22 protein-coding genes and 1 riboswitch are annotated in these 21,920 nt (G+C 63.2%); of the genes, 18 read left to right on the top strand and 4 right to left on the bottom strand.

Going from position 1 to position 21,920, the window contains the following annotated elements; genetic code table 11:
• The 5 genes from P8Y39_10445 to P8Y39_10425 form a co-directional block, all read left to right on the top strand.
• On the top strand, positions 1-505 hold a 505-nt coding region (locus tag P8Y39_10445), incomplete at its 5' end, for a hypothetical protein (GenBank protein ID MEJ2192745.1).
• 94 nt (positions 506-599) lie between these two features.
• Positions 600-1,454, top strand: a complete 855-nt coding sequence (locus P8Y39_10440; GenBank protein MEJ2192744.1) for a protein-glutamate O-methyltransferase CheR — start codon at positions 600-602, stop codon at positions 1,452-1,454.
• Positions 1,455-1,473: 19 nt separating this feature from the next.
• The gene (locus P8Y39_10435) at positions 1,474-2,589 is read left to right on the top strand and encodes a chemotaxis response regulator protein-glutamate methylesterase (protein ID MEJ2192743.1); all 1,116 of its coding nucleotides are present in this window, start codon (positions 1,474-1,476) and stop codon (positions 2,587-2,589) included.
• Positions 2,586-3,467 carry a HAMP domain-containing sensor histidine kinase gene (locus P8Y39_10430; GenBank protein ID MEJ2192742.1) on the top strand — a complete coding sequence of 294 codons (882 nt, stop codon included), beginning with the start codon at positions 2,586-2,588 and terminating at the stop codon, positions 3,465-3,467. The genes P8Y39_10435 and P8Y39_10430 overlap by 4 nt, the downstream gene beginning before the upstream one ends.
• A gap of 9 nt (positions 3,468-3,476) precedes the next feature.
• Positions 3,477-3,998 (top strand): chemotaxis protein CheD, encoded by a 522-nt coding sequence (locus P8Y39_10425; protein ID MEJ2192741.1) that lies wholly within the window; start codon positions 3,477-3,479, stop codon positions 3,996-3,998.
• A gap of 41 nt (positions 3,999-4,039) precedes the next feature.
• Here P8Y39_10425 and P8Y39_10420 read toward each other — a convergent pair whose 3' ends face one another.
• Positions 4,040-5,383: an NAD(P)/FAD-dependent oxidoreductase gene (locus tag P8Y39_10420; protein ID MEJ2192740.1), complete on the bottom strand. Its 1,344-nt coding sequence runs from the start codon at positions 5,381-5,383 to the stop codon at positions 4,040-4,042.
• Positions 5,384-5,956: 573 nt separating this feature from the next.
• On the opposite strand from P8Y39_10420, the gene P8Y39_10415 reads away from it, so the two are divergent.
• The 6 genes from P8Y39_10415 (at position 5,957) to P8Y39_10390 (ending at position 11,445) form a co-directional block, all read left to right on the top strand.
• Positions 5,957-7,666, top strand: coding sequence for an FAD-dependent oxidoreductase (locus P8Y39_10415; GenBank protein MEJ2192739.1), 1,710 nt, complete (start codon positions 5,957-5,959; stop codon positions 7,664-7,666).
• 130 nt (positions 7,667-7,796) lie between these two features.
• The gene (locus P8Y39_10410; protein ID MEJ2192738.1) at positions 7,797-8,534 is read left to right on the top strand and encodes a cytochrome c3 family protein; all 738 of its coding nucleotides are present in this window, start codon (positions 7,797-7,799) and stop codon (positions 8,532-8,534) included.
• Positions 8,535-8,798 carry a hypothetical protein gene (locus tag P8Y39_10405; GenBank protein ID MEJ2192737.1) on the top strand — a complete coding sequence of 88 codons (264 nt, stop codon included), beginning with the start codon at positions 8,535-8,537 and terminating at the stop codon, positions 8,796-8,798.
• Positions 8,792-9,406, top strand: coding sequence for a ubiquinol-cytochrome c reductase iron-sulfur subunit (locus P8Y39_10400; GenBank protein ID MEJ2192736.1), 615 nt, complete (start codon positions 8,792-8,794; stop codon positions 9,404-9,406). Before P8Y39_10405 ends, P8Y39_10400 begins: the two co-directional genes overlap by 7 nt.
• 15 nt (positions 9,407-9,421) lie before the next feature.
• Positions 9,422-10,654, top strand: coding sequence for a cytochrome bc complex cytochrome b subunit (locus P8Y39_10395; GenBank protein ID MEJ2192735.1), 1,233 nt, complete (start codon positions 9,422-9,424; stop codon positions 10,652-10,654).
• Between the two features lie 14 nt (positions 10,655-10,668).
• Positions 10,669-11,445, top strand: coding sequence for a multiheme c-type cytochrome (locus tag P8Y39_10390; GenBank protein ID MEJ2192734.1), 777 nt, complete (start codon positions 10,669-10,671; stop codon positions 11,443-11,445).
• Positions 11,446-11,740: 295 nt separating this feature from the next.
• Here P8Y39_10390 and P8Y39_10385 read toward each other — a convergent pair whose 3' ends face one another.
• From P8Y39_10385 to P8Y39_10375, 3 genes are read right to left on the bottom strand one after another with little or no spacing between them, the layout of a single operon-like run.
• Positions 11,741-12,643: a cation diffusion facilitator family transporter gene (locus tag P8Y39_10385; protein MEJ2192733.1), complete on the bottom strand. Its 903-nt coding sequence runs from the start codon at positions 12,641-12,643 to the stop codon at positions 11,741-11,743.
• Positions 12,622-13,725 (bottom strand): tRNA guanosine(34) transglycosylase Tgt, encoded by a 1,104-nt coding sequence (tgt, locus tag P8Y39_10380; protein MEJ2192732.1) that lies wholly within the window; start codon positions 13,723-13,725, stop codon positions 12,622-12,624. The genes P8Y39_10385 and tgt overlap by 22 nt, the downstream gene beginning before the upstream one ends.
• Positions 13,726-13,742: 17 nt before the next feature.
• Positions 13,743-14,210, bottom strand: a complete 468-nt coding sequence (locus P8Y39_10375; protein ID MEJ2192731.1) for a TIGR00725 family protein — start codon at positions 14,208-14,210, stop codon at positions 13,743-13,745.
• Positions 14,211-14,278: 68 nt separating this feature from the next.
• Between P8Y39_10375 and galU the strand changes: the two genes are divergently transcribed.
• The 7 genes from galU to rimO all read left to right on the top strand — a co-directional run.
• The gene (gene galU, locus P8Y39_10370) at positions 14,279-15,169 is read left to right on the top strand and encodes a UTP--glucose-1-phosphate uridylyltransferase GalU (protein ID MEJ2192730.1); all 891 of its coding nucleotides are present in this window, start codon (positions 14,279-14,281) and stop codon (positions 15,167-15,169) included.
• Positions 15,166-15,531, top strand: coding sequence for an Hsp20/alpha crystallin family protein (locus P8Y39_10365; GenBank protein ID MEJ2192729.1), 366 nt, complete (start codon positions 15,166-15,168; stop codon positions 15,529-15,531). The genes galU and P8Y39_10365 overlap by 4 nt, the downstream gene beginning before the upstream one ends.
• An 8-nt stretch (positions 15,532-15,539) precedes the next feature.
• Positions 15,540-18,041 (top strand): endopeptidase La, encoded by a 2,502-nt coding sequence (lon, locus tag P8Y39_10360; GenBank protein ID MEJ2192728.1) that lies wholly within the window; start codon positions 15,540-15,542, stop codon positions 18,039-18,041.
• Positions 18,038-19,027, top strand: coding sequence for a thiamine-phosphate kinase (thiL, locus tag P8Y39_10355; GenBank protein ID MEJ2192727.1), 990 nt, complete (start codon positions 18,038-18,040; stop codon positions 19,025-19,027). Before lon ends, thiL begins: the two co-directional genes overlap by 4 nt.
• A 21-nt stretch (positions 19,028-19,048) precedes the next feature.
• Positions 19,049-19,513, top strand: a complete 465-nt coding sequence (locus P8Y39_10350) for a DUF2062 domain-containing protein (protein ID MEJ2192726.1) — start codon at positions 19,049-19,051, stop codon at positions 19,511-19,513.
• A complete protein-coding gene (gene lgt, locus P8Y39_10345) occupies positions 19,506-20,363 on the top strand; it encodes a prolipoprotein diacylglyceryl transferase (GenBank protein MEJ2192725.1) in 858 nt (285 codons plus the stop codon). Before P8Y39_10350 ends, lgt begins: the two co-directional genes overlap by 8 nt.
• A gap of 46 nt (positions 20,364-20,409) precedes the next feature.
• Positions 20,410-20,507: riboswitch (cyclic di-GMP riboswitch) on the top strand.
• A gap of 175 nt (positions 20,508-20,682) precedes the next feature.
• Positions 20,683-21,920, top strand: a 1,238-nt coding sequence (rimO, locus tag P8Y39_10340; protein MEJ2192724.1) for a 30S ribosomal protein S12 methylthiotransferase RimO, incomplete at its 3' end; no start/stop codon positions are given.

Here is a 21,920-nt window from a genome sequence, read left to right as displayed (position 1 = left end):
CGCCGAGCGCAGCCAGCAGGCGGCGGCTGAAATCAGCCAGCTCTCCGGCTCCAGCGTCAGCGTGGCCGAGCGGGCCGGGCAGATGCTGGAGAAGCTCGTACCCGACATCCAGAGGACCGCGGAGCTGGTCCAGGAAATCACGGCCGCAAGCAACGAGCAGAACACCGGTGCGTCGCAGATAAACAAGGCCATCCAGCAGCTGGACCAAGTGACCCAGCAGAACGCCAGTGCCGCCGAGGAAATCGCCTCTACGTCGGAGGAGCTGGCCGGACAGGCCGAAAGCCTCCAGGACTCGGTGTCCTACTTTATCTCGCCCGATGACCGCTCTCACTCCGGGGCGGCTCCCTCGAAAACCCAGGCCAAGAAGCCCGGCCGCGGCGGAAACGGCGGCACGACGCACCAACGCCACGCTGCCGGCACCGCAGCGGGGGACTCGTCCAAGGGAAAAGGCGTGAACCTTGACCTCGACGGAGCCGGGCAGGATGGCGAGTTTGAGCGGTTCTGAGAAATCCACCCCTCGGGGGAGAGGGAGCTCTCGGAAGAGGGCTCCCTCTCCCGGGGACACGCAGGGGCGCCGAGGCCCCGGGGAAACCGAGCAGATGGTCCCTTTTCAGCTTGCGCGGCTTTCCGACGGGGAATTCCGCCTTCTGGGCGGATTCATACAGGAGACCCTGGGCATCAAGATGCCGCCCGTGAAAAAGACCCTCCTGGAGGGGCGCCTCCAGAAGAGGCTGCGGCTTCTGGGACTACAGTCGTTTTCGGATTACTGCACCTACCTCTTCAGTTCCGAAGGCATGACGCAGGAGGCCGTCCACATGCTCGATACGGTGACCACGAACAAGACGGAGTTCTTCAGAGAGGGAATCCACTTTCGGTACTTGAGAAACATGGTCCTTCCGCAGCTCGTCGGCATGCGGGCGTACGGTCCGGGCAGGCCCCTCAGGGTCTGGAGCGCCGGATGTTCCACGGGAGAAGAGCCGTACACGATTGCCATGGCCCTCAATGAGTATGCGGAACAAAACGGTGGCCTGCACTTTTCGGTTCTGGCCACGGACGTTTCCTCCCGGGCCCTGGAGAAGGCGCGATGTGGGATCTACGAAGAGGAGAAAATCTCGCCGGTCTCCGAAGAGATGCGTGGGAAGTACTTCCTGCGCAGCAAGGACAGGGCGAAGTGCCTCGTCAAGGTCGTCCCGGAGCTGAGGGAGCGTGTGGTGTTCACGCGTGTGAACCTCATGGACGAAGACTACGGCCTCACTGAACCGGTTGAGGTCATTTTCTGCCGCAACGTCATGATCTACTTCGACCGGCCGACCCAGCGAAGGCTCGTGAAGAAGCTGTGCGGTCATCTCATCGCGGGAGGGTACGTGTTCATCGGCCACTCCGAGACGCTCAATGGCCTTTCGGTTCCGCTGGTGCAGGTGGCTCCTACGCTCTACAGGAAAAACGTTCGCTGATCTCACGTGTGATGCAAAGATGAAGAAGATACATGTGCTTGTCGTCGACGATTCGGCAGTCGCCAGAAAGACTCTGGCGGACGTATTGGCGTCGGACCGGGGTATCGTCGTCGTGGGGACGGCTCCCGACCCTTACATTGCCGCCGAGAAGATACGGCAGCGCATGCCCGACGTCATCACCCTGGACGTGGAGATGCCCAGGATGGATGGGATTACGTTCCTGAAGAGGCTGATGAGCCAGCATCCCGTTCCGGTGGTCATTTGCTCGAGCCTGACCGGCGCGGGCACGGAAACCGCTCTCAGGGCCTTGGAGTACGGCGCCGTGGAGATAATTTCCAAGCCCCGCCTCGGGGCCAAGGAATACCTGGAAGAGTCCAGGGAGCGTATCTGCGAGGCCGTGAGGGCGGCATCGGTGGCGAACGTGAGAAAACTCTCCGTGCCCGCTCTCGCGGTTGCCCAGAAACTTACGGCCGACGCGGTCATGCCCGTTGCGGCGTACTCTCCGGCCCGCTCCTTGACGCACACCACCGACAAAGTCGTGGCTGTGGGGGCGTCCACCGGGGGGACGGAGGCGCTTCGCCAGTTTCTGGAAGCCCTGCCCCTCGATGCCCCCGGGATGGTCATCGTGCAGCACATGCCCGAACATTTTACGACGGCGTTTGCGAATCGCCTGAACGCAAGCTGCAGGATTACGGTGAAGGAGGCCGCCAACGGGGACTCCGTCATCCGGGGAAGGGCGCTCATCGCGCCGGGCAACAAGCATATCCTCCTGAAAGTGAGCGGCGCCAAGTATTTCGTTGAAGTCACCGACGGGCCGCTGGTCTGCCGGCACAGGCCGTCGGTGGACGTGCTGTTCAGGTCGGTGGCGCGCAACGCCGGGAAAAACGCCGTCGGCGTGATCATGACGGGCATGGGCGATGACGGTGCTCAAGGCTTGAAGGAGATGCACGCGGCCGGTGCCCTGACCATCGCCCAGGACGAGGCCACCTGCATCATTTTCGGCATGCCCAAGGAGGCCATCAGACAGGGGGCCGTCCGGAAGGTGCTGCCGCTGGATGCCATAGCGGATGGTGTTGTCAGGGCGTGCGGCAACGACGGGCAGGCGAACGACCAAGGAGGTGAGAGGTGGAGATGAGTGATTTTGGGCACGACCCTCTGCGGGGGAAGCCGCGCGACGGCGCGGGGCAGCCGGAGTTGCTGCACAAGGAACTGGACGCTCTGACCAGGAAGCTGGACATGGTGAACCAGAGGCTTCAGGAGTCCGAGGCCGTGCAGAGCTCTTTTCTTTCGCACATCCGAAACGAACTGGTCGACCCTCTGACGTCCATCCGCGGGTTGGCGTGGTATCTGCAGTCCCTGGAGGCAAAGGACGGGGAGAGCGCATGCCACGTGGCGGAGCTGATAGAAAGAGAGGCGCTGGAGGCGGACTTCCTGCTTCGGAACGTCATCACGGCGGCCGAGGTCGAGGCCGGCGAATGTACCCTGGAGGTCTGCCGCGTGCATGTGCCCTCCATGGTGACAAGCGTCCTTCAGTCAATCCGGTACGGAGCCCGCGACAAGGACATCGACGTCTCCACGCAAGGGGACATGATGACCGGAGAGAACGACCCCTGGTTTCTTACGGACGGCGGCAAACTGGAACTGGTGGCGAGAAATCTGTTCTCCAACGCCGTGAAGTTCAGCGGACCGGGCTCCGCGGTGGTCGTGCGGGTTCTGCGGGACGCAACCGACCTGCGCCTCTCCGTCCGGGACGAAGGCACGGGGATTGAGCGGTGTCATCACGAGCGCATCTTCGAGAGGTTCACGCAGCTCAGCAAGGGCTCCGGCCGGGCGTACAGGGGGTTGGGTCTCGGGCTCAGCGTCGTCAAGGCCCTCGTGGAGATGCTGGGCGGAAGGATTTCCTTTTCGAGCACCCCGGGGGCGGGGAGCGAGTTTTCCGTGGACATCCCCGAGAATATGCCGTCGGACGCGGCGTGTGCCCTCGTCTACAGAGGGAACTTCCTCGTTTTCTAGGGGCGTGACATGAGCGAGAAGACATCGAGCGGGGGCGATTTTCATGAAGTCGTCGACGCTTCCGTGGAGTCCAGGAAGGTCTTTCTGCATGCGGGAATGATTTTCAGCTCCCTCAAGCCCCATGTCGTCGTCACGGTGCTCGGCTCCTGTGTCTCGGTCTGCCTGTGGGACAGCGGGCTCAGGGCGGGCGGCATAAACCATTATCTCGTTCCCTTCTGGAACGGGGAGGGCCTCATGTCGCCGCGGTACGGGAACGTCGCGATACGGAAGCTCATCTCCAAAATGCTCTCGCTGGGGGGCAAACGCGAAGCACTTGTCGCCAAGGTCTTCGGGGGCGCATCGCTGATGACGGAATCCACCCTTTTCACGTGCGTGGGGGAGCGTAACATTGCGCTGGCCCTGGATGTCCTGGCACAGGAGGGGATTCCCATCGTAAAGCAGGACGTCGGTGGGAAGAGCGGCAGGAGAATCGTTTTCGATACGCAGACGGGCAGTGTTTTAATGAAGAGGATTCCGCACATACAGCGCTGACGCCGCCCGACCGTGCCGCCGGAAAACCCCGGATGTGTAAGCTAGAGCATGTCGGCCACATCCGTAGACGATGTGGGATAGGCCCAGATTACCGTGCCGAGCTCCCGGGCCGGAACGCCCAGTCTCATCGCCGCCGCGAAGACGTTTATCACCTCGTCGGCGTTATGGCCCAGCAAATGAGCGCCGAGGATTCTGTTCGTTTCCTTTTCGAGCAGGACCTTATAGCCCGAGGCGCCGAGACCGAGCCTCCGGGAGGTGAATCCACTCGAGGTGTCGCCGTAATTGACGTCGTAGCTCAAGCCGTTCGTTTGCGCCTCTTCTTCGGTCATCCCGACCAACGCCAGGGGCGGGGTGGTAAAGACAACGCTCGGGGTAGCCGTAAAGTCTGCCTTCGTGCTGTTGCCGTACAGGAGGTTCCGGGCCGCCGTCCTGCCTCCCACCCCGGCAGGCGGCGTCAGGGGGAGCCCCCTCGAGGCGGAATCGCCTGCTGCGTAGACATCGGGGTTGGACACGCTCTGCATGAATTCGTTTACGACGACGCCTCTTTTGTCGTGCTCCACGCCGGCCTTCTCCAGGTCCAGTTCGTCTATCTCGGGCACCCGTCCCGCGCCGTGGACAATCATGTCGGCCTCGAAGGCCTTGCCGTCCTGGCTGTCGGCCCTGAGAGCGCCGCCTTTCTTCCGGATGGCCTTTACCTCCTTGCCCGTAACCACGCGTATCCCTCTTTGCTCGAAAGACGTGACCAGGAGCGCCGCGAGGTCCCGGTCGAACCTCTTCAGCACCGTGCCGCTCCGGTGCATTATCATGACCTCGGCCCCGGCCGCCCGGGCGATGTTGGCAAGCTCGAAGGATATGTATCCGCCGCCCACGAACATGATGGAGTCCGGCAGTTTCTCGAGCTCGAGGAAGCGGTCGCTCGTGGTCATGAGCTCTTCTCCCTCGATGCCAAGGGTCGCGGGCCTTGCACCCGTGGCGATGGCGACCTTTCGCGCCTCCAGGTCGGCCCGCCCGTCGATGGATACGGTGTTTTTCCCCGTAAAGCGGGCTTTCCCGTGATATGCATCTATCCCGTCTTCCTTGAAATACGTCTCCGTCTGTGCGGGCCTGGGGTCGGTGAAGCTCCGCTTGAACTTCATGAGTCCCGGCCAGTCCATGACCGCCTCGCGCGCGATGCCCTTTCCCGTCAAGGCCCGGCTCCGCTCGACCGTCTCGGCAAGTCCGTAAAGGACCTTCTTCGGGTTACAGCCCCTGAGCGCGCACGTGCCGCCGTAAGGCCTGTAGTCCACCACCGCCACTTTCCAGCCGGCCTCCCTGCACCCGAATGCGATTGAAGCGCCTGCGGTTCCCGTGCCCAGGACAACAAGGTCGTAGGATTTCCTTGCCACGACGACATTTCCTCCCGGTGGAGAAAGGTTAAAACGCGATACTGTTTTTCAACACTATCACGTTCACCTCCGCCGCACAACGGCATGAACAATCTCCTCGCCTGTTTGCGTAGAGGAAATGAGCGGGGCTTGAGGTTGTCTTTACAGACGGCGCCCGGGGTCCCCCGTCCCAGGCTCGCTGCTTGCCATCGGAAAAGACGCCCCTGGACGTGGTCCTATCCAGCCCCACTGACAACCCATCCCTCCGGTCGGGCCGTGGAGGACATGGAACCGATGAATCGAGTCAAGGGCGCAGAATGCGGGATAAGTCCACAGCATTTATTTAAATGAAGCGTTCTGTTATCATTAGAAAGCATTGGAAGGAAGTACCGGGCGGATATCCTTGCTCTGACCACGGCCGGGAGGGTGCGATGTATTTCCCCCATATCTTCCAGGAAGGGCGCATCGGCAGCGCCACGCTGAAAAACCGCCTCATCATGTCCCTTTATCCCACCAAGTACGCCACCGGCAGCAAGGTGAACGAACGGATGCTGGAGTTCTACCGGGAGCGGGCGCGGGGAGGGGTGGCCATGATTGTGCTGGACTGTCCCTGCCTCGACTATCCGAGGGCGTACAGATACTGTCAGGGCCCTCCTCGACGCGGTCCATGCCGGGGGAGCCAGGGCATTCATGCAGCTCAATTATCCAAAAGAGCGCGTCCTGGACCACGAAGTCCCGGGAGCCAAACAGAAAGGGGCTGGATGGGTCGCGCCCCTCGCGGCGGTGATGACGGCGAGGGAGTCGCTGGAGGTGGTGGGACTCATGGCGGACGGAGCAAAGAGGGCGCGAGGGCTGGGCTACGACGGCATCGAGGTCCAGGCAAGCTACGGCGACCTCGTCTCGCAGCTCCTGTCGCCCCTTTCGAACAAAAGGACGGACGAGCTGGGCGGCAGACTCGAAAACCGTGCGCGTTTTCTCGTGGAGCTTATTAAAGCGGTCAAAGAGAAGGCCGGCAGAGACTATCCGGTGATGGTGAAGCTCGTCTGTGACGAGTTCGTGGAGGGAGGGCTGAGGCCGAATGACACGGCGGTGATAGCCCGAATGGCGGAGCAGGCCGGAGCGGATGCCATCCTTGCATCGGGAGGGAACAAGGCGACCAAGCACATGACGGTCCCCTCCCATTATCTTCCCCCCGGCGCCCTCGTTCACCTCGCCAGGGCAATAAAAGAGGCGGTCGCCATACCGGTCATCGCCATCGGCAAGATCAACACGCCCGAGCTCGCGGAAGAAGTCATCGGAGACGGCGACGCCGACTTTGTCGCCATGGCCCGGCCGCTTTTGGCCGACCCTTATTTTCCCGAGAAGGCCCGGGCGGGGCTGAGCGGGGAGATACGCAGATGTCTCTACGACCTTGAAGATTGCGCCGAGAGGGGCGTCGAGGGCGTCGGCAGGACCTGCACGGTGAACCCGTTCGCGGGGCAGGAATACAGGCTGAAGATGAAGCGAGCCGAAAGAAGCAAGAGGGTCGTTGTCGTCGGCGGAGGCCCGGCGGGCATGCAGGCCGCGCTCCTTGCGAGCCGGCGGGGGCATGAGGTGGTTCTCTACGAAAAGAACGACGCCCTCGGCGGCCAGTTGAGAATCGCCTCGCTCGCTCCGTGCAAAGAGGAAGTGGAAGGGGCTTTGAGATACATGGAATACATGCTTGGCAAAACGCAGGCAAAGCTCGTTCTGAACACGTCGGCTACGGTTGAAGATATCCTCTCTCACAATCCCGAGGCGGTAATCATCGCCGTCGGGTCAACGCCTATTCTGCCGGACGTTCCCGGCGGAGCCCTGCCCTCGGTGTACGACGCCAGGACGGTCTACGAAAGGCCCCTGGAGCTTGGAAGGGACGTGGTCATCGTCGGCGGAGGCGACATCGGATGCGAGACCGCGGACCTTCTTGCGGAGAGAGGCGCGGTGGTCACCGTCGTCGAAATGCTGGAGGAGCCGCTCCACAGGATGAAGGAAATCCCCAAGCGGGCACTGCTCGGAAGACTCAAGAAGAAGAACGTGGAAATCCTGACGAGCACAAAGGTTGTCGCCGTCGAGGCCGGGAAGGTGAGCGTCGAGGGCAACAACGGCGTGAGGAAAGAATTGACGGCCGACGCGGTGATTTTCTCCACCGGGTCCCTGCCGGCTGACTCCCTCTCGGGTTTGCTCAGAGATTCGGTCGAGGAGGTCTATGTCGTGGGAGACGCCAGGACCCCGGGCAGCCTTGGCGCGGCGCTGCGAAGCGCAACGGACGTTGCGTTGAACCTGTAGTGGCCGCCGGTGTGATAACCTAGTAACAGATGCCTCGCTGGTGCCTTCAAAGGGAAGCCCCGTCAGGGCAGCGTGAGGAGTTTCGAGGCGGGACAATGACTTTCGTGGAACCAGCCGCGATACAGAGGCCATGAACGGCAAGAGATACGCGTTTTCGGCGTTGGCCGCCGGTCTGTTTCTTATCGCCCTGCACGTGACAAACACAGGCGCACAGCAGCAGCGCAGCGCCTGCATTGCCTGCCACGAATTCCTCGGCGGCTCACTGGCCGAGCCCGTTACCAAGTGGAGGGGTTCGGTCCACCAGCAAAACGGCGTCGCGTGCGATTACTGCCACGGCGGAAACGCCCGGGTTGAGCTGGGCGATTTGAGCCGCTTGTCCCCGGAGCAGTTTGCCGAAAGGCAGTCCCGCGCCATGTCGGAGGCCCACGGTTTCTTGGGCATACCCTCTGGAAAGGCCCTGTTTGGCATATGCAGGCAGTGCCACGGCGACTCGGTGGACAGGTACGCAAACAGCATCATGGGCAAGGCGTATCTCGAGGGCAAGGGGGGGCCGTCCTGCGTCCTCTGCCATAACGCCCACAGAAATACCATGCCGGAGGTGCCGAAGGTCTGCGAGCAATGCCATAAGGACACCACGGGTTTTGACCGCATAGACCCGATGAACGTTACCGAATCGACGATAACCGCGCTTTCGGGAATCAGGATAAGGCTGGCCCAGGAAAAGACGGCGGGCAAAAAGCCGCCGCTTTTCCCGGAGTTCCCCGAAGACCTCGATTCGTTCCAGATAGGGTTCGTGGCCTTCGGCGCCGTTGTCGTCCTGCTCGTCATAGGCTACATTGAGTATATGGCCCTTGAAAGGAGGAAATAGGTGGGCTTCAGGGTCATCGGGCAGAAGAGGCCTTCGTATTCCGGAGGCGCGGTGGCGGCCGTTGTGGCGCTGGCCGCCCTTCTCCTTGCCATGGCGGCCGCCTTTGCGTATCTTCTGGTCACGGGCAGGGGGAGTGACTACGTGCTGGGCACGCTTCTGGCCTTCGAGTTTCTGGTGGCGGGCGTCGAGGTCGTCCTGTATGCGCGGTACTTCGTGGGGTTCAGGGAGGTCTCCGAGGAGCGCGACGAGGAGATGCTTTGGTAGAGCGAAGGTCCGGAGGCAAGGACGAAAAGGCGAGCACAACCCGGAGGAGGTTCACCCTTGGCCTGCTGGTGGCCTCCGTGGCGGGTGCGCTGGGCTCGGCCCTTACGCTTTTGAAGGTCCTGTCCCCCGCCAAAAAGGGCGGGGGCTACGTGGCGACCATCAAGCCGGGCGACGGCCTTGTCTATGCCAAAGGCGAAAGCAAAGGGGCCTCCGTCCAGGCCTCCTCGCTCCAAGCGGGCGACGCCGTGCTGGCCTATCCCGAGGGCAAGGCCTCAAACCCCGCCAACCTCGTGCAGCTCGTCAGGCTCCATGAGACGGCACTCAAGGCCCCCACCAACCGTGCGCTTACGGACCAGGGCTTTGTGGCCTACAGCGCCATATGCACGCACCTCGGGTGCATAGTTTCGTGGGTGGAAAACCAGCGGTCGCCGGACGCCTCCTATACGGAATGTTTCTGCCACAACAGCATATTCAACCCGGCACAAGGGGCGAAGGTCATTGCGGGCCCCGCACCCATTCCCCTGGCCCAGATAGGAGTAAAGGTGACGACGGACGGCAGGCTCGTCTTTACGAGCGGCTTCAAGGGCCCCATAGGGCCGCAGGTATAAAGCGGGGAGGGCGACATGCTCTACAGGTGGTTCGACGAAAGGCTCGAGCTGGGGAAGTTCAAGGCCAAGTTCCTGGCCAAGACCTTCCCCACGCACCCCGTTTTCCTCCTCGGCGAGGTTGCCCTGTTTTCCTTCATAACCCTCGTTGTCACGGGCGTCTTTCTGGGGTTCCTCTACGAGCCCTCCATAAAAATGGTCTCCCTCTTCGGCGCCATGGTCCCCTCGGCCTACGCAAGCGTGGTGAAGATAGACCTCCTGCCCATGGGCATGATAGTAAGGCGCATACACCACTGGTCGGCGATGGTCATGATAGCCGCGGTCATCGCCCACCTGATGAGGGTCTACTTCACCTCGGCCTACAGAAAGCCGAGGGAGATAAACTGGCTGGTGGGCCTGAGCCTCTGGGGCATGTCGATGGCGGCGGCCTTCACCGGATACCTGCTTCCCTACAGCCAGTTCTCCGTTATGGCCACCTCCATCGGCTATTTTACGGCGAAGTCCGTGCCCTGGGTGGGCGGCTGGGTCTCGCGGCTCCTGTTTGCGGGGGAGTTCCCCTCGGAGGGGACCGTGCCCCGCTTCTTCTTCATGCACGTCATGTTGATTCCCGCTGTCATCATAGGTCTTATCAGCCTCCACATGGTGATACTGGTAAAGCAGAAACACACGGAGCCCGCGGCCAACCGGAAGAGAAAGGAGGCGGAGGGCGGCAAGAGGCTCATCGGCATCCCCATATGGCCGGAGCAGGCCGTCATCAGCCTGTCTTTCTACCTCTTTCTCCTGTTCGTCGTCGTCCTGATGGCGACATATATCCCCCTGAACCCCATAGAGAAGTACGGGCCGCCCTCGTTGGAGACCCCCGTCATGCGGCCCGACTGGTATTTTCTCGTGGTGTACGGTTTTCTTAAACTAATCCCCGGGGACCTGTCGTTTTCGGTCTTTGGAGGGAAGATTACGCCGGAGACCATCGGCGGCGTCATATTCCCGGCCCTGTCGTTTCTTGTCTTTGCCTTGATACCGTTTCTTGACAGGGCCAGGGGACCCGAGAATTACATCGAAAACCCCCTCCGGAGGCCCTTCATGACCTCGTTCGGCATAGGGGGCGGCGTATTCCTTTGCATGGCCGTGGTCGCCGGCTATATAGACGTGCTCCACATCGCGCCCGGGGATATGACGGTCTATCTAATCCTTGCGAGCGCGGGAGCATGGGCCATATCCTATGCGCTTCTGCGCCTTTACAACAGAAAGTGAAAACGGAGGCGGCGATGTCGAAACTCTGCCATATCCTGGTTCTTCTCCTCAGACAAAGTCGAGCACATTTTCTCCTCGTGGCGGCCGGCGTCCTGGCCTCGCCGGCCCGGGCGGGCGAGGCCGAAGAGACGGAGAACTCCTGTGTCCGGTGCCACTTCAAGCTCCCCTCAAGCAGCTTCGTGGCCGTGAGGTCGCACGAGTGGACGGGCTCGGTGCACCAGAAGCACGGCGTGACCTGCGACAAGTGCCACGGCGGAAATCCCCATGCCGCCCGGGAGAAAGAGGCACACGTCGGGGTCCTCGGCTCCAGCAACCCCAAAAGCAGCGTCTACTTCAAGAACGTCCCGGCCACATGCGGCAAGTGCCACGGCGCGGAGCTGTACGAGTTTACGCGCAGCTACCATTACAGGATGCTCGAATCCGAGGGCAAAGGGCCTACCTGCGTGACATGCCACGGCTCGATGGTCGTGACCGTCCTGAGCCCTGAAAACGTGGCGACCGTATGCGAGAGATGCCACAACGAGAGGATGGGAATATTCCCCTACGTTCCGCAGAAGGCCAGGGCCGTGCTTCTTCTGCTGAGGGAAAGCATCGCCCTTGTGGAGGCGGACGGCAGGCTCTATCACCCCGCGGAGGGCAGCGCCGAAGCCGCATATTTGCAAGACGCCCGTTCGGCCTTGCACTCCGCCAAGCTCGACTGGCACCGCTTCGACCTCGACACCATTACGGACCACCTGCAGGATGCGTACGATTCCCTGAAGAAGCTTTCTGCGGAAGAGTCCCACAAATAGCCCTGGGCACTCAGAATATGGTTTAAGAGAAGGTTTATAAAAGACGTGAGGTAATAGAACATGTAAGGACTGCCTGCGGCGCATGCCGGTGAGTTGGAAAACGCTTGGAGAAAAGATGAAGCACTTGAGGGACAGATAAGCCCTTGATCCAACAGAAAAACGTGGAGCCGGGGAGGAGAATCGAACTCCCGACCAGCTGATTAACCCCCCCGGACTGTCAAACACTATCGAAACACCATCGCCCGCGCAGTCAATGTGCGGTCCCGAGCACACTTCCAGTTGCGCCAAAAGCCCCCTACGAGGGGATGGGCCCCCGGGGCATGTTGTCCGTGGGCTCGGTGTGCACCACTATGTCGGCCACCTCCGGGAAGCTCTCCCTCAGGCGGTCTTCCACCTGGTGGGTGATGGCGTGGGCCTCCTCCAGGGAGATGTCCGCGTCGAGCTGGATGTGCAGGTCCAGGTGCACGTGCCGCTCCATCCCCCGGGTGCGGATGTTGTGGCAGTCACGGACGCCCTTGACGCTGTAAACCACCTGGCAGATTTTCGCGGTGTCCATCTGCACCGTATCCACGAGCACCCTGGCCGCCCTGCGGAGTATGTCCACGCCGATGCGGGCGATGAACAGCGCCACCACGGCCCCGGCCACGGCATCCGCCCACGGGTACCCCATGCGGGTCAGAATCAGCCCCGCCACCACCCCCAGGGAGGCGAAGATGTCGCTTTTGGTGTGCATGGCGTCGGCCCGCAGGTACTCGCTGCCCAGCTCCCGGCCCCGGCGGAGCTCATAGCGCATCACCGTGATGTTGACCAGCAGGGTAAGGCCCATCACCCCGAAGCTCACCAGCCCCACCTCGGGGTGGTGCTCGCCCGTCAGGTCCGTGAAGGCCCTCCTCAGGACGCCCGCCGCCGCAAGGAATATCATCCCGGAGATGATGGCCGTGAAAACGGTTTCGAACTTCCGGTGCCCGTAGGGGTGCGTGGGGTCAGGGGGGCGGGAGGCCAGCCGTATGCCCACCAGTCCGATGACGTTTGAGGTGCCGTCCACCAGGGAGTGGATGCCGTCCGAGAACATGCCCACCGAGCCCGATACGTAACCCCAGAGCATCTTGGCCAGCGCCACGGCGGCATTGAGGCCCAGGGTGAGAAGGAGAACCCTTCGCACCGAGCGGCCGTATCTTACCAGTCTGTCCTCTTCCATCGCTCTGCGAACTCCGCGAACTCGCCTCTCTCGATAGACTCGCGCATGAGGCGAAAAAAATCCAGATAAAAGTGCAGGTTGTGTATGGTATTCAGGCGCATGGAGAGTATCTCCCGCGCAAGGAAGATGTGCCTGAGGTACCCCCGGGAGTAGTTGCGGCAGGTGTAGCACGTGCAGGCGGGGTCCAGGGGCCGGGTGTCCTCCCCGTACTGGGCGCGCTTGATGCTTACCCGTCCTTCGGAGGTGAAGAGGGTGCCGTTTCGGGCGTTGCGGGTGGGCATCACGCAGTCGAACATGTCAAAGCCCGCCTCCACGGCGGCCAGGATGTCCTTGAGGTCTCCGATGCCCATGAGGTAACGGGGCTTCTCCTCGGGCAGCAAGGGGGCGGTCAGGCGGATGACGGCATGCATGTCCTCCTTAGGCTCCCCCACGCTTACGCCGCCCACGGCGTAGCCCTCGAAGCCCACGTCCCGGACCTCCCGGGCGCTCCGCTCCCGGAGGTCGGCGTACATCCCCCCCTGCACGATGCCCCAGAGGGCCGAGCCCGGAGGGCCGGCCTTCTCGAAGGTCTCGCGGGAGCGCCGGGCCCACTGGGTGGTCAGGGTGAGGGAGTAAAGGGCGTAGTCCCGGGTGGCGGGGTAGGGGGTACACTCGTCAAAGGCCATCATGATGTCGGCGCCGAGGGCGCACTGTATCCGCACGGACTTCTCGGCGTCCAGGAAATGCTCGGAGCCGTCCAGGTGGCTTCGGAAGCGCACGCCTGCGGGGGTTATCTCCCGGAGGGCCGCCAGGCTGAAGACCTGAAAGCCCCCACTGTCGGTCAGCAGGGGGCCGGGCCAGTTCATGAACCTGTGGATGCCCCCGAGCCTTCTGACCGTCTGGTGGCCGGGCCGGATGTACAGGTGGTACGTGTTGGCCAGGATTATCTGCGCCCCCAGTTGCCGGAGCTCATCGGGGCTTACGGCCTTCACCGTGCCCGAGGTGCCCACGGGCATGAAGGCAGGGGTATGGATGCTTCCCCTGGGGGTCTCGAGCAGGCCCAGGCGGGCCTTTCCGTCTGTTTTTCCGAGTGTGAAACGCATGAAAGGACGACGCTCCCTCAGGCCAGGGCCTGAAGGAGCATGTGCACGGCCTCCCGGGCGTCGCTGGCGGGCACGATGCCCTCTATGCTCCAGGTGCCGATGCCCACGACGGGTTTTCCGAGCTGAAGGGCGAAGGCTATCTCCGAGAGGGTCCCGTACTGTCCTCCCACGGCCAGCACCGCGTCGGCCGTCCGCGCGATGACGGCGTTTCTGGCGAAGCCCATTCCCGTGGCCACCGCGACGTCGACGTAAGGATTGGCCTTCCCCTTGTGGTCCTGGGGAAGGATGCCCACGGCGAGGCCGCCTCCTTCGCGCACCCCCCGGCAGGCGGCCTCCATCACCCCGCTGAGCCCGCCGGTAACCACCAGGGCCCCGGCCCGCGCCAGGAGGCGGCCGGCCTCCTCGGCCTCTCTGAGAAGGGTCGCCCTGACGCGGCGCCCTCCGATGACGGCCACCACCTTCTGCCCTTGCCTTGAGTGCTTCATTATCATATTATACAGAAGAACCGGGCTCTTTCATTGCGAAAGGCAAACGAGAGGTTGTAAAATATTATATGAAATCGGGCATTAAGAAGGCCATTCTCCCTGCGGCGGGCCTGGGCACGCGGTTTCTGCCCGCCACGAAGGCGTCTCCCAAGGAGATGCTCCCCCTGGTGGACAAGCCCCAGATCCAGTACGCCGTGGAGGAGGCCGAGGCCTGCGGCATCGAGGAGTTCGTCATCATTACAGGCAAGAACAAGAGAGCCATCGAGGACCACTTCGACGCGGCCTACGAGCTGGAGGAGAGCCTCCGGAAGGCGGGCAAGAAAACGCTGCTCGAGGAGATAAACCGCCTGAGGCACATGAACTTCGCCTATATCCGCCAGGGGGCGGCCCTGGGGCTGGGGCACGCCATCTTCTGCGCGCGCCCCTTCGTCAAGGACGAGGCCTTCGCGGTCATCCTGAGCGACGACGTGATTGCCCCCGGCGAGCCGCTCCTCAGGGAGATGATACGCTTGCACGAGGAGGTGAAGCATCCGGTGGTCGCCCTCATGCAGATGCCCCGCGCGGAGATAAGCAAATACGGCGTCATCGCCGGCGAGCAGGTCCACACGGACGTCTACGAGATAACCGACTTGGTGGAGAAGCCCCGGCCCGAGGACGCCCCCACGGAGATGGCCGTCATCGGGCGCTACATCCTGACGCCGGACATCTTCGAGGTCCTGGAGGACCTGCCTCCGGGACGCGGAGGAGAGATACAGCTGACCGACGCCCTCAAGGTCCTGGCCGGGAGGCGCCCCCTGTACGGCTATGTCTTCCGGGGCAGGCGGTACGACGCCGGGGACAAGCTGGGCTTCCTCAGGGCCACCGTGGACTTCGCCCTGGCCAACGGCGCAGTGGGCGAGGGGTTCAGGGAGTTTCTGATAGAGACGGCCCGGCGGCTTCAGGGGTCCCGGGAAGCGTGAGGTCGCTCGTCCTCAGGCGCGCATCGACGGCCTTTCCACCCGTTGACGTTTACGAAACGGACCACGCCCTGGTCTTCGAGATGGACCTGCCGGGCATCGACGCAGCCCGGTTGAACATCCTCGTCACAGGGGACACCGTCCTTATCGAGGGAAGCACGGGCGACGAGGCCTCGGGCGCGCGGGCAAGAGGCCTCAGATACGTCTGCATGGAGAGGGTGGCCCGGCCCTTCAGGAGGGTGCTGCGCATCCCCGTGGCGGTGGACCCGGAGGAGGCGAGGGCTGTATACTCCGGGGGTGTGGTTACGTTGACCTTTCCGAAGAAAAGAGATAGAGTCTTTAAAATAAAGGTTGAGAGAGAATGAAAAAGGACATGACCAAAGGCGCTGAGGAGCAGGAGGAAAAGACCGTCCAGGGCGCTCCGGAGGAGAAGGAGGAGAAGGAACTCCAGATCCCCGATGTGCTTCCCGTCCTGCCGGTGCGGGACATCGTGGTGTTCCCCTACATGATCCTGCCCTTGTTCGTGGGGCGGGAGATGTCCATCAAGGCCATCGACGAGGCCCTGAGCGGCAACCGCATGATAATGCTCCTGACCCAGCGGGACCCCGGGCTGGAGAACCCCACCGCCGAGGACCTCTACCGCGTGGGCGTGGTGGGCCTCATCATGCGCATGCTCAAGCTCCCCGACGGGCGCATCAAGGTGCTCGTTCAGGGGCTGAGCAAGGCCAGCGTGAAGGAGTTCCGCCAGGAGGAGCCCTACTACACGGCCGAGATAGAGAAGATAGAGGAGAAGCCGGTCGCCGAGGTGCCCCTGGAGCTGGAGGCCATGGTGCGCACCGTCAAGGAGCAGATGGACAAGGCGGTCAACCTCGGCAAGAGCATCCTGCCGGACATCATGGTGGTCATCGAGAACCTCGACGACCCGGGCCGCCTGGCCGACCTCGTGGCCTCCAACCTGGGGCTCAAGACCGAGCAGGCCCAGGAGATGCTGGAGATAACCGACCCGGTGGAGCGCCTGAAGCGCATCAGCGACATCCTGGGCAGGGAGATAGAGCTCCTCCTCGTGCAGCAGAAGATACAGACCGAGGCCCGGGGCGAGATAGACCGCACCCAGCGGGAGTATTTTCTTCGGGAGCAGTTGAAGGCCATCCAGAAGGAGCTTGGCGACATCGACGAGCGGCAGGAGGAGATAAAGGAATACCGCCGGAAGATGAAGGCCGCGAAGATGCCCGAGACGGTTTTCAAGGAGGCAGAAAAACAGCTCAACCGTCTCCAGAAGATGCACCCCGACAGCGCCGAGGCCGGAACCATCCGCACCTACCTGGACTGGATGGTGGAGCTGCCCTGGGGGAAGTCCACCAAGGACAGGCTCAACATAGCCGAGGCCAAAAAGGTCCTGGACGTCGACCACTATGACCTGGAGAAGGTCAAGGAGCGCATTCTGGAATACCTGAGCGTGCGGAAGCTCAAGGCCAAGATGAAGGGGCCCATCCTCTGCTTCATCGGGCCGCCGGGGGTGGGGAAGACTTCCCTGGGGAAGTCCATCGCCCGGGCCCTGGGGCGGGAGTTCATCCGGATGTCCCTGGGCGGGATGCGCGACGAGGCCGAGATCCGGGGGCACCGCCGCACCTACGTGGGGGCCCTCCCGGGCAAGATCATCCAGGGCATCAAGCAAACCGGCACCAACAACCCCGTCTTCATGCTCGACGAGGTGGACAAGATAGGCATGGACTTCCGGGGCGACCCGGCCAGCGCCCTTCTGGAGGTGCTGGACCCGGAACAGAACTACGCCTTCCAGGACCACTATCTCACCGTGCCCTTCGACCTGTCCAAGGCGATGTTCATTACCACGGCGAACATGGCCGACACCATCCCCGGCCCGCTGAAGGACAGGATGGAGATACTGTACCTTTCGGGCTACACGGCGGAGGAGAAACTGGGCATCGCCAAGAACTACCTGGTGCCCAAGCAGCTGGAGGCCCACGGCATCACCAGCAAGATCCTGAAGATATCGGACTCCGCCATCCTCTCCATCGCATCCCAGTACACCCGGGAGGCCGGGGTGAGGAACCTGGAGCGCGAGATAGCCAACATCTGCCGGAAGGTGGCCCGGGAAATAGCGGAGAAGAAGAAAAAGACCTTCACCGTCACCAACGCGAACCTGAGCAGGTTCCTCGGGGTGCCGAAGTTCCTGCCGGAGGCCGAGATGCTCACCGACCAGGTGGGCGTGGCCACCGGCCTGGCATGGACGGAGACCGGCGGGGACATCATCTTCATCGAGGCCGCCACCATGAAGGGCAAGGGGGCCCTCACCCTCACCGGGCAGCTCGGAAACGTGATGAAGGAGTCCGCACAGGCGGCCCTGAGCTACGTCCGCTCCCGCGCTGGGAAGCTGGGCATCAAGCCCGGCATCTTCTCCGACCTGGACGTGCACGTCCACGTGCCGGCCGGCGCCATCCCGAAGGACGGCCCTTCGGCGGGCATCACCATGGCCACGGCCCTGGCCTCGGTGCTGACGGGAAGGCCCGTGGACCGCAAGGTCGCCATGACCGGGGAAGTGACGCTTCAGGGCAGGGTGCTGCCCATCGGGGGGCTCAAGGAAAAGACCCTGGCGGCCAAGCGCTTCGGCATCCACAAGATAGTCATCCCGTCGCGGAACAAGAAGGACCTGGAGGAGATACCCAAGTACATCAAGAAGGACATCGAGTTCGTCCTGGTGGACGACATGGACCAGGTCCTCCCCCGCGCCCTCAAGGGGCCGGGGGCCGCCGCGAAGCCCGGAAAGGCGCCGGCCGGGAAGGCCGCAAGGAAGTCCCCAGCCAGAAAGGCCCCGGCCAGGAAGGCCGCCCGCGAGAAGACGGCCCGGAGGCCATGAGGCTCTCGGAGGTCGGGGAACTCCTCCTCCTTGAGAGAATCCGCACCCGTTTCAGAAGCAGAAGGGGAGGGCTCCTCGTGGGCATCGGCGACGACGCGGCCGTCCTGGAGCCTCCCCGGAGGGGAAAGCTCCTGCTTACCACGGACATGATGCTCGAGGGCGTGCACTTCGACCTCGGGCTCATCAGCCCGCGGCAGTTGGGCTTCAAGCTGGTCTCCGTAAACGTCAGCGACATTTACGCCATGAACGGCGAGCCTGCTTCCGTGCTCCTTTCCATGGCCGTGCCGGGACGGACGGACTGGGATTTCGTGGATGCCCTTCTCTCCGGCGTCCAGGAGGCGCTCTCCCTGTACGGGGCTTCTCTGGCGGGCGGGGATGTTTCCTCCTCCAGGGCGAGGATGTCCCTTTCGGCCACTGTGGTCGGGCACGCGGTGCGGCCCCTGCTGAGGAGGGGCGCGCGCCCTGGGGACCTCATCTATGCGACGGGCCCTCTCGGGGACTCGGCCGCGGGGCTCCGGCTCCTTCGGAAGATGCGGAGCGCGCCGTCCCTTGAGGAGCCCGTGGAGAAGCCCCTTCCCTGGAAGGTCATGGAGCCCCTTCTCCGGCGGCACCTCATGCCGGTGGCCCGCCGTCCGGGGGCCTGGAGGAAGGCCGCCACGGCCATGCTGGACATAAGCGACGGGCTCGCACTGGACCTCATGAGGCTCATACGGGAAAGCGGCGTGGGGGCGGTCATCGAGGAGGACCGCATCCCGGTCTCGCCGGCCCTCCGGGAGGCCGCGGGGTTTCTGGGGGCCGGTCCGCGTGAGATGGCTCTGGCGGGAGGGGAGGACTATGAGCTTCTCTTTACGCTTCCTCCGGGGCGGAGGCCCGGCGGAGGATGTGCGCTTCTGGGAGAGATAACGCCGGGGGAGGGACTCCGGTTGCGGGCGGCGGACGGGAGGGAGAGGGCGCTTGAGCCGAAGGGTTACAGGCATTTCCGGTAGCTCCGGTGCGAGGTGAGGGGCATGCGATTGACCGAGGGCTGGAGGGCGCGGCTCGGCGTCGTCCTGAGCGTGCGGGACACGCCCCGCCGCATCGCCGTGTCCTTCGCCGTGGGGCTTTTCGTGGGCTTCTCGCCCCTCATCGGTCTTCATACGCTTTTGGGCATCGCGCTGGCCTGGGCCTTCCGGCTCAACAGGGTGGTCCTCTTGACGGCGGTCTACATCAACAACCCCTTGAGCATGATTCCCATCTACACCTTCTGCACCTGGCTGGGCTCCCTCATGCTCGGGGTGGACCTCTCCCTGCCGTCCATCGAGTGGAAAAGAGTGACCATGAGCACGGTGGCGGGGCAGCTGGGGGACCTTCTGCTCCCTTTCCTGGTCGGCTCAAGCGCGGTGGCCGCCCTGGCGGCGATAGTCAGTTACGTGGTGATACGCCGGTCGCTGGAACTTCGGCGCGGCTTACGAAGGATAGATACAGATGAATGAGCTTTTGCGTTTCTGGCAGCATCTGCCGGAGCACATAAACCCCTACATCGTCCAGTGGGGCTCCTTCAGGATAGGCTGGTACGGGCTCATGTACGTGGTGGCCTTCGCCCTGGCGTACGCTCTGGCCCTCTACAGGATAAAGCGGGAGGATTTTCCCTACACCAAGGAGCTCGTCGAGGACTACCTGGTCTGGGCGGCCCTGGGGCTCATCGCCGGGGCGCGCCTGGGATACGTGGTCTTCTATAACCCCGCCTACTACCTCGCACACCCCTGGGAGATAATTCTCCCCGTACGCTTCGACGGCGGCATCCGCTTCGTGGGCATCTCGGGCATGAGCTACCACGGCGGCCTCGCCGGGACCATCGTGGCTTCTTACTTTTTCCTCCGCCGGCGGAAGCTAGGCTTCTGGAAGTTTTCGGAGTTCATTATCCCGGTCATCCCCCTGGGCTATACCTTCGGGCGCCTGGGGAACTTCATAAACGGGGAGCTGTACGGAAGGCCCACGGACCTGCCCTGGGGCATGTATTTCCCCGGCGCCCCCGGCAGCGGGCTCCGGCATCCCTCGCAGCTGTACGAGGCCTTCTTCGAGGGTCTGGTCCTCTTCGCCCTGCTCTGGAGCGTGCGGAAGCGAAGCCGCTTTGACGGCTTTCTCCTGGGGATTTACATTATTGGCTACGCGACGGCGCGCTTTTTCATCGAGTTCGTCCGCGAGCCCGACCCCCAGTTGGGGACCGTCCTCGGGCCTCTGAGCATGGGCCAGCTCCTGTCCATATCCATGTTGGCGGCCGGCGCGGCGGTCCTCGTCTTTCGCAGGCGGCACGTCCGGAGGGAACGTGATTCAAATCACTGAAGGCCTCCGCCGTCTCCTGTAATGTAGAGACAAAGGCATACGAATTCTCTGCTCAGAGCAAACCAGGGGAAACCCCGGGACGCAGAGTGACGGGACTACGGAGGAGAGGGGGAAACCCTCCTCCATGTTGGCCGAGCCGCCAGAGAAAGACGTTTCTCTGGCGGCTTTTTTTGTATGCCTGTAATGCAAGACGTGTTTTTGCCATGCACACCCACCCCGGGCAGCGTCGAGGGAGCACCACCCTCCGACGCTGCCCGACCCCCCGCCAGGAGAGCTCGGCCGCGAGACAGGGCTTCCTTGGAGTCTTTATAATAAAAGGATGCGGGTACATCTGCTGACGCTGGGCTGCGCGAAGAACACGGCGGACTCGGGCCGCCTGCTAGAGCGCCTGACGGCGCAGGGGGCCCGCCACGCCCCTGCCGCGGACGAGGCCGACCTCCTCATCGTAAACACCTGCGGCTTCATCGAGGAGGCCAAGCGGGAGTCCATTGACGAGATACTGAGGCTCGCGGCCTCAAAGAGTGCCGGACAGCGGCTCGTGGTGATGGGCTGTCTGGCCCAGAGGTACGCCCGGGAGCTCGCGCGGGAGCTTCCGGAGGTGGATGCCTTCTTCGGGGTGGGGGAGGAAGAGGCGCTGGCAAGCTACGCCGGAGCAAACGGCTCCCCTTCTTCAGAGGAGCCCGCTTCAAACCCCCTCTTCCCCCGGACGGCCGTTCCCTTGAAGGTTGCCGAGGGGTGCGACCGGCGGTGCACCTTTTGCGTTATCCCCTCAATCCGCGGCCCTTTCAGGAGCCGCGAGCCCGATGCCCTTCTCGGGGAGGCCGAAAAGCATATAGAGAACGGGGCGCGGGAGCTCATGCTCGTGGCCCAGGACCTGACCTCCTACGGAAGGGACATCCCGGGCTACGGCGGGATTGCCCGCCTCATCAGGGAGATGGCATCCCTTGCCGGAGACTTCTGGCTGCGGCCCCTTTATCTTCATCCCGCGGGCGTGACCGATGACCTCCTGGATGCCCTGGGGGAGGAGAAGGTCTGCCCTTACGTGGACATCCCCCTTCAGCACTCCGAAAGGGCCATCCTCCGGGCCATGGGAAGGGGCGGGGACGCAGTGGCGTACCGTGCCCTGCTCGGGAGAATCCGGGAGGCCCTCCCCGGGGCGGTCCTGAGGACTACCCTCATCGTGGGCTTCCCCGGAGAGCGGGAGCGGGATTTCGAAGGGCTTCTCCGCTTCGTGCGGGAGGCCCGGTTCGACCGTTTGGGGGCCTTTGCCTACTCGCGGGAGGAAGGCACGCCCGCGGCCGGGCTCAAGGGCCGGGTTGCCAAGCGGGTGAAGGAAGCCCGGCTCGATGCGCTCATGGACGCCCAGGCCTCCATATCCCTTGAGCATAACCGTGCCCTGGTGGGCGCGCGTGAAAGGGTTCTCATCGAGGAGGTCGGCCGGGACGGCACGGCCATGGGCAGAACCAGGGGCCAGGCACCGGAGGTGGACGGGGTAACCTTTGTAACGGGCGCCGGCCTGCGGGAGGGAGAGTTCGTTGACGTGACGGTCACGGGAGC

The organism is Nitrospirota bacterium (assembly GCA_037386965.1).
In the GTDB taxonomy this organism is placed as follows: domain Bacteria; phylum Nitrospirota; class Thermodesulfovibrionia; order Thermodesulfovibrionales; family JdFR-86; genus JARRLN01.
This window is presented reverse-complemented; position numbering and strand designations above follow the sequence as displayed.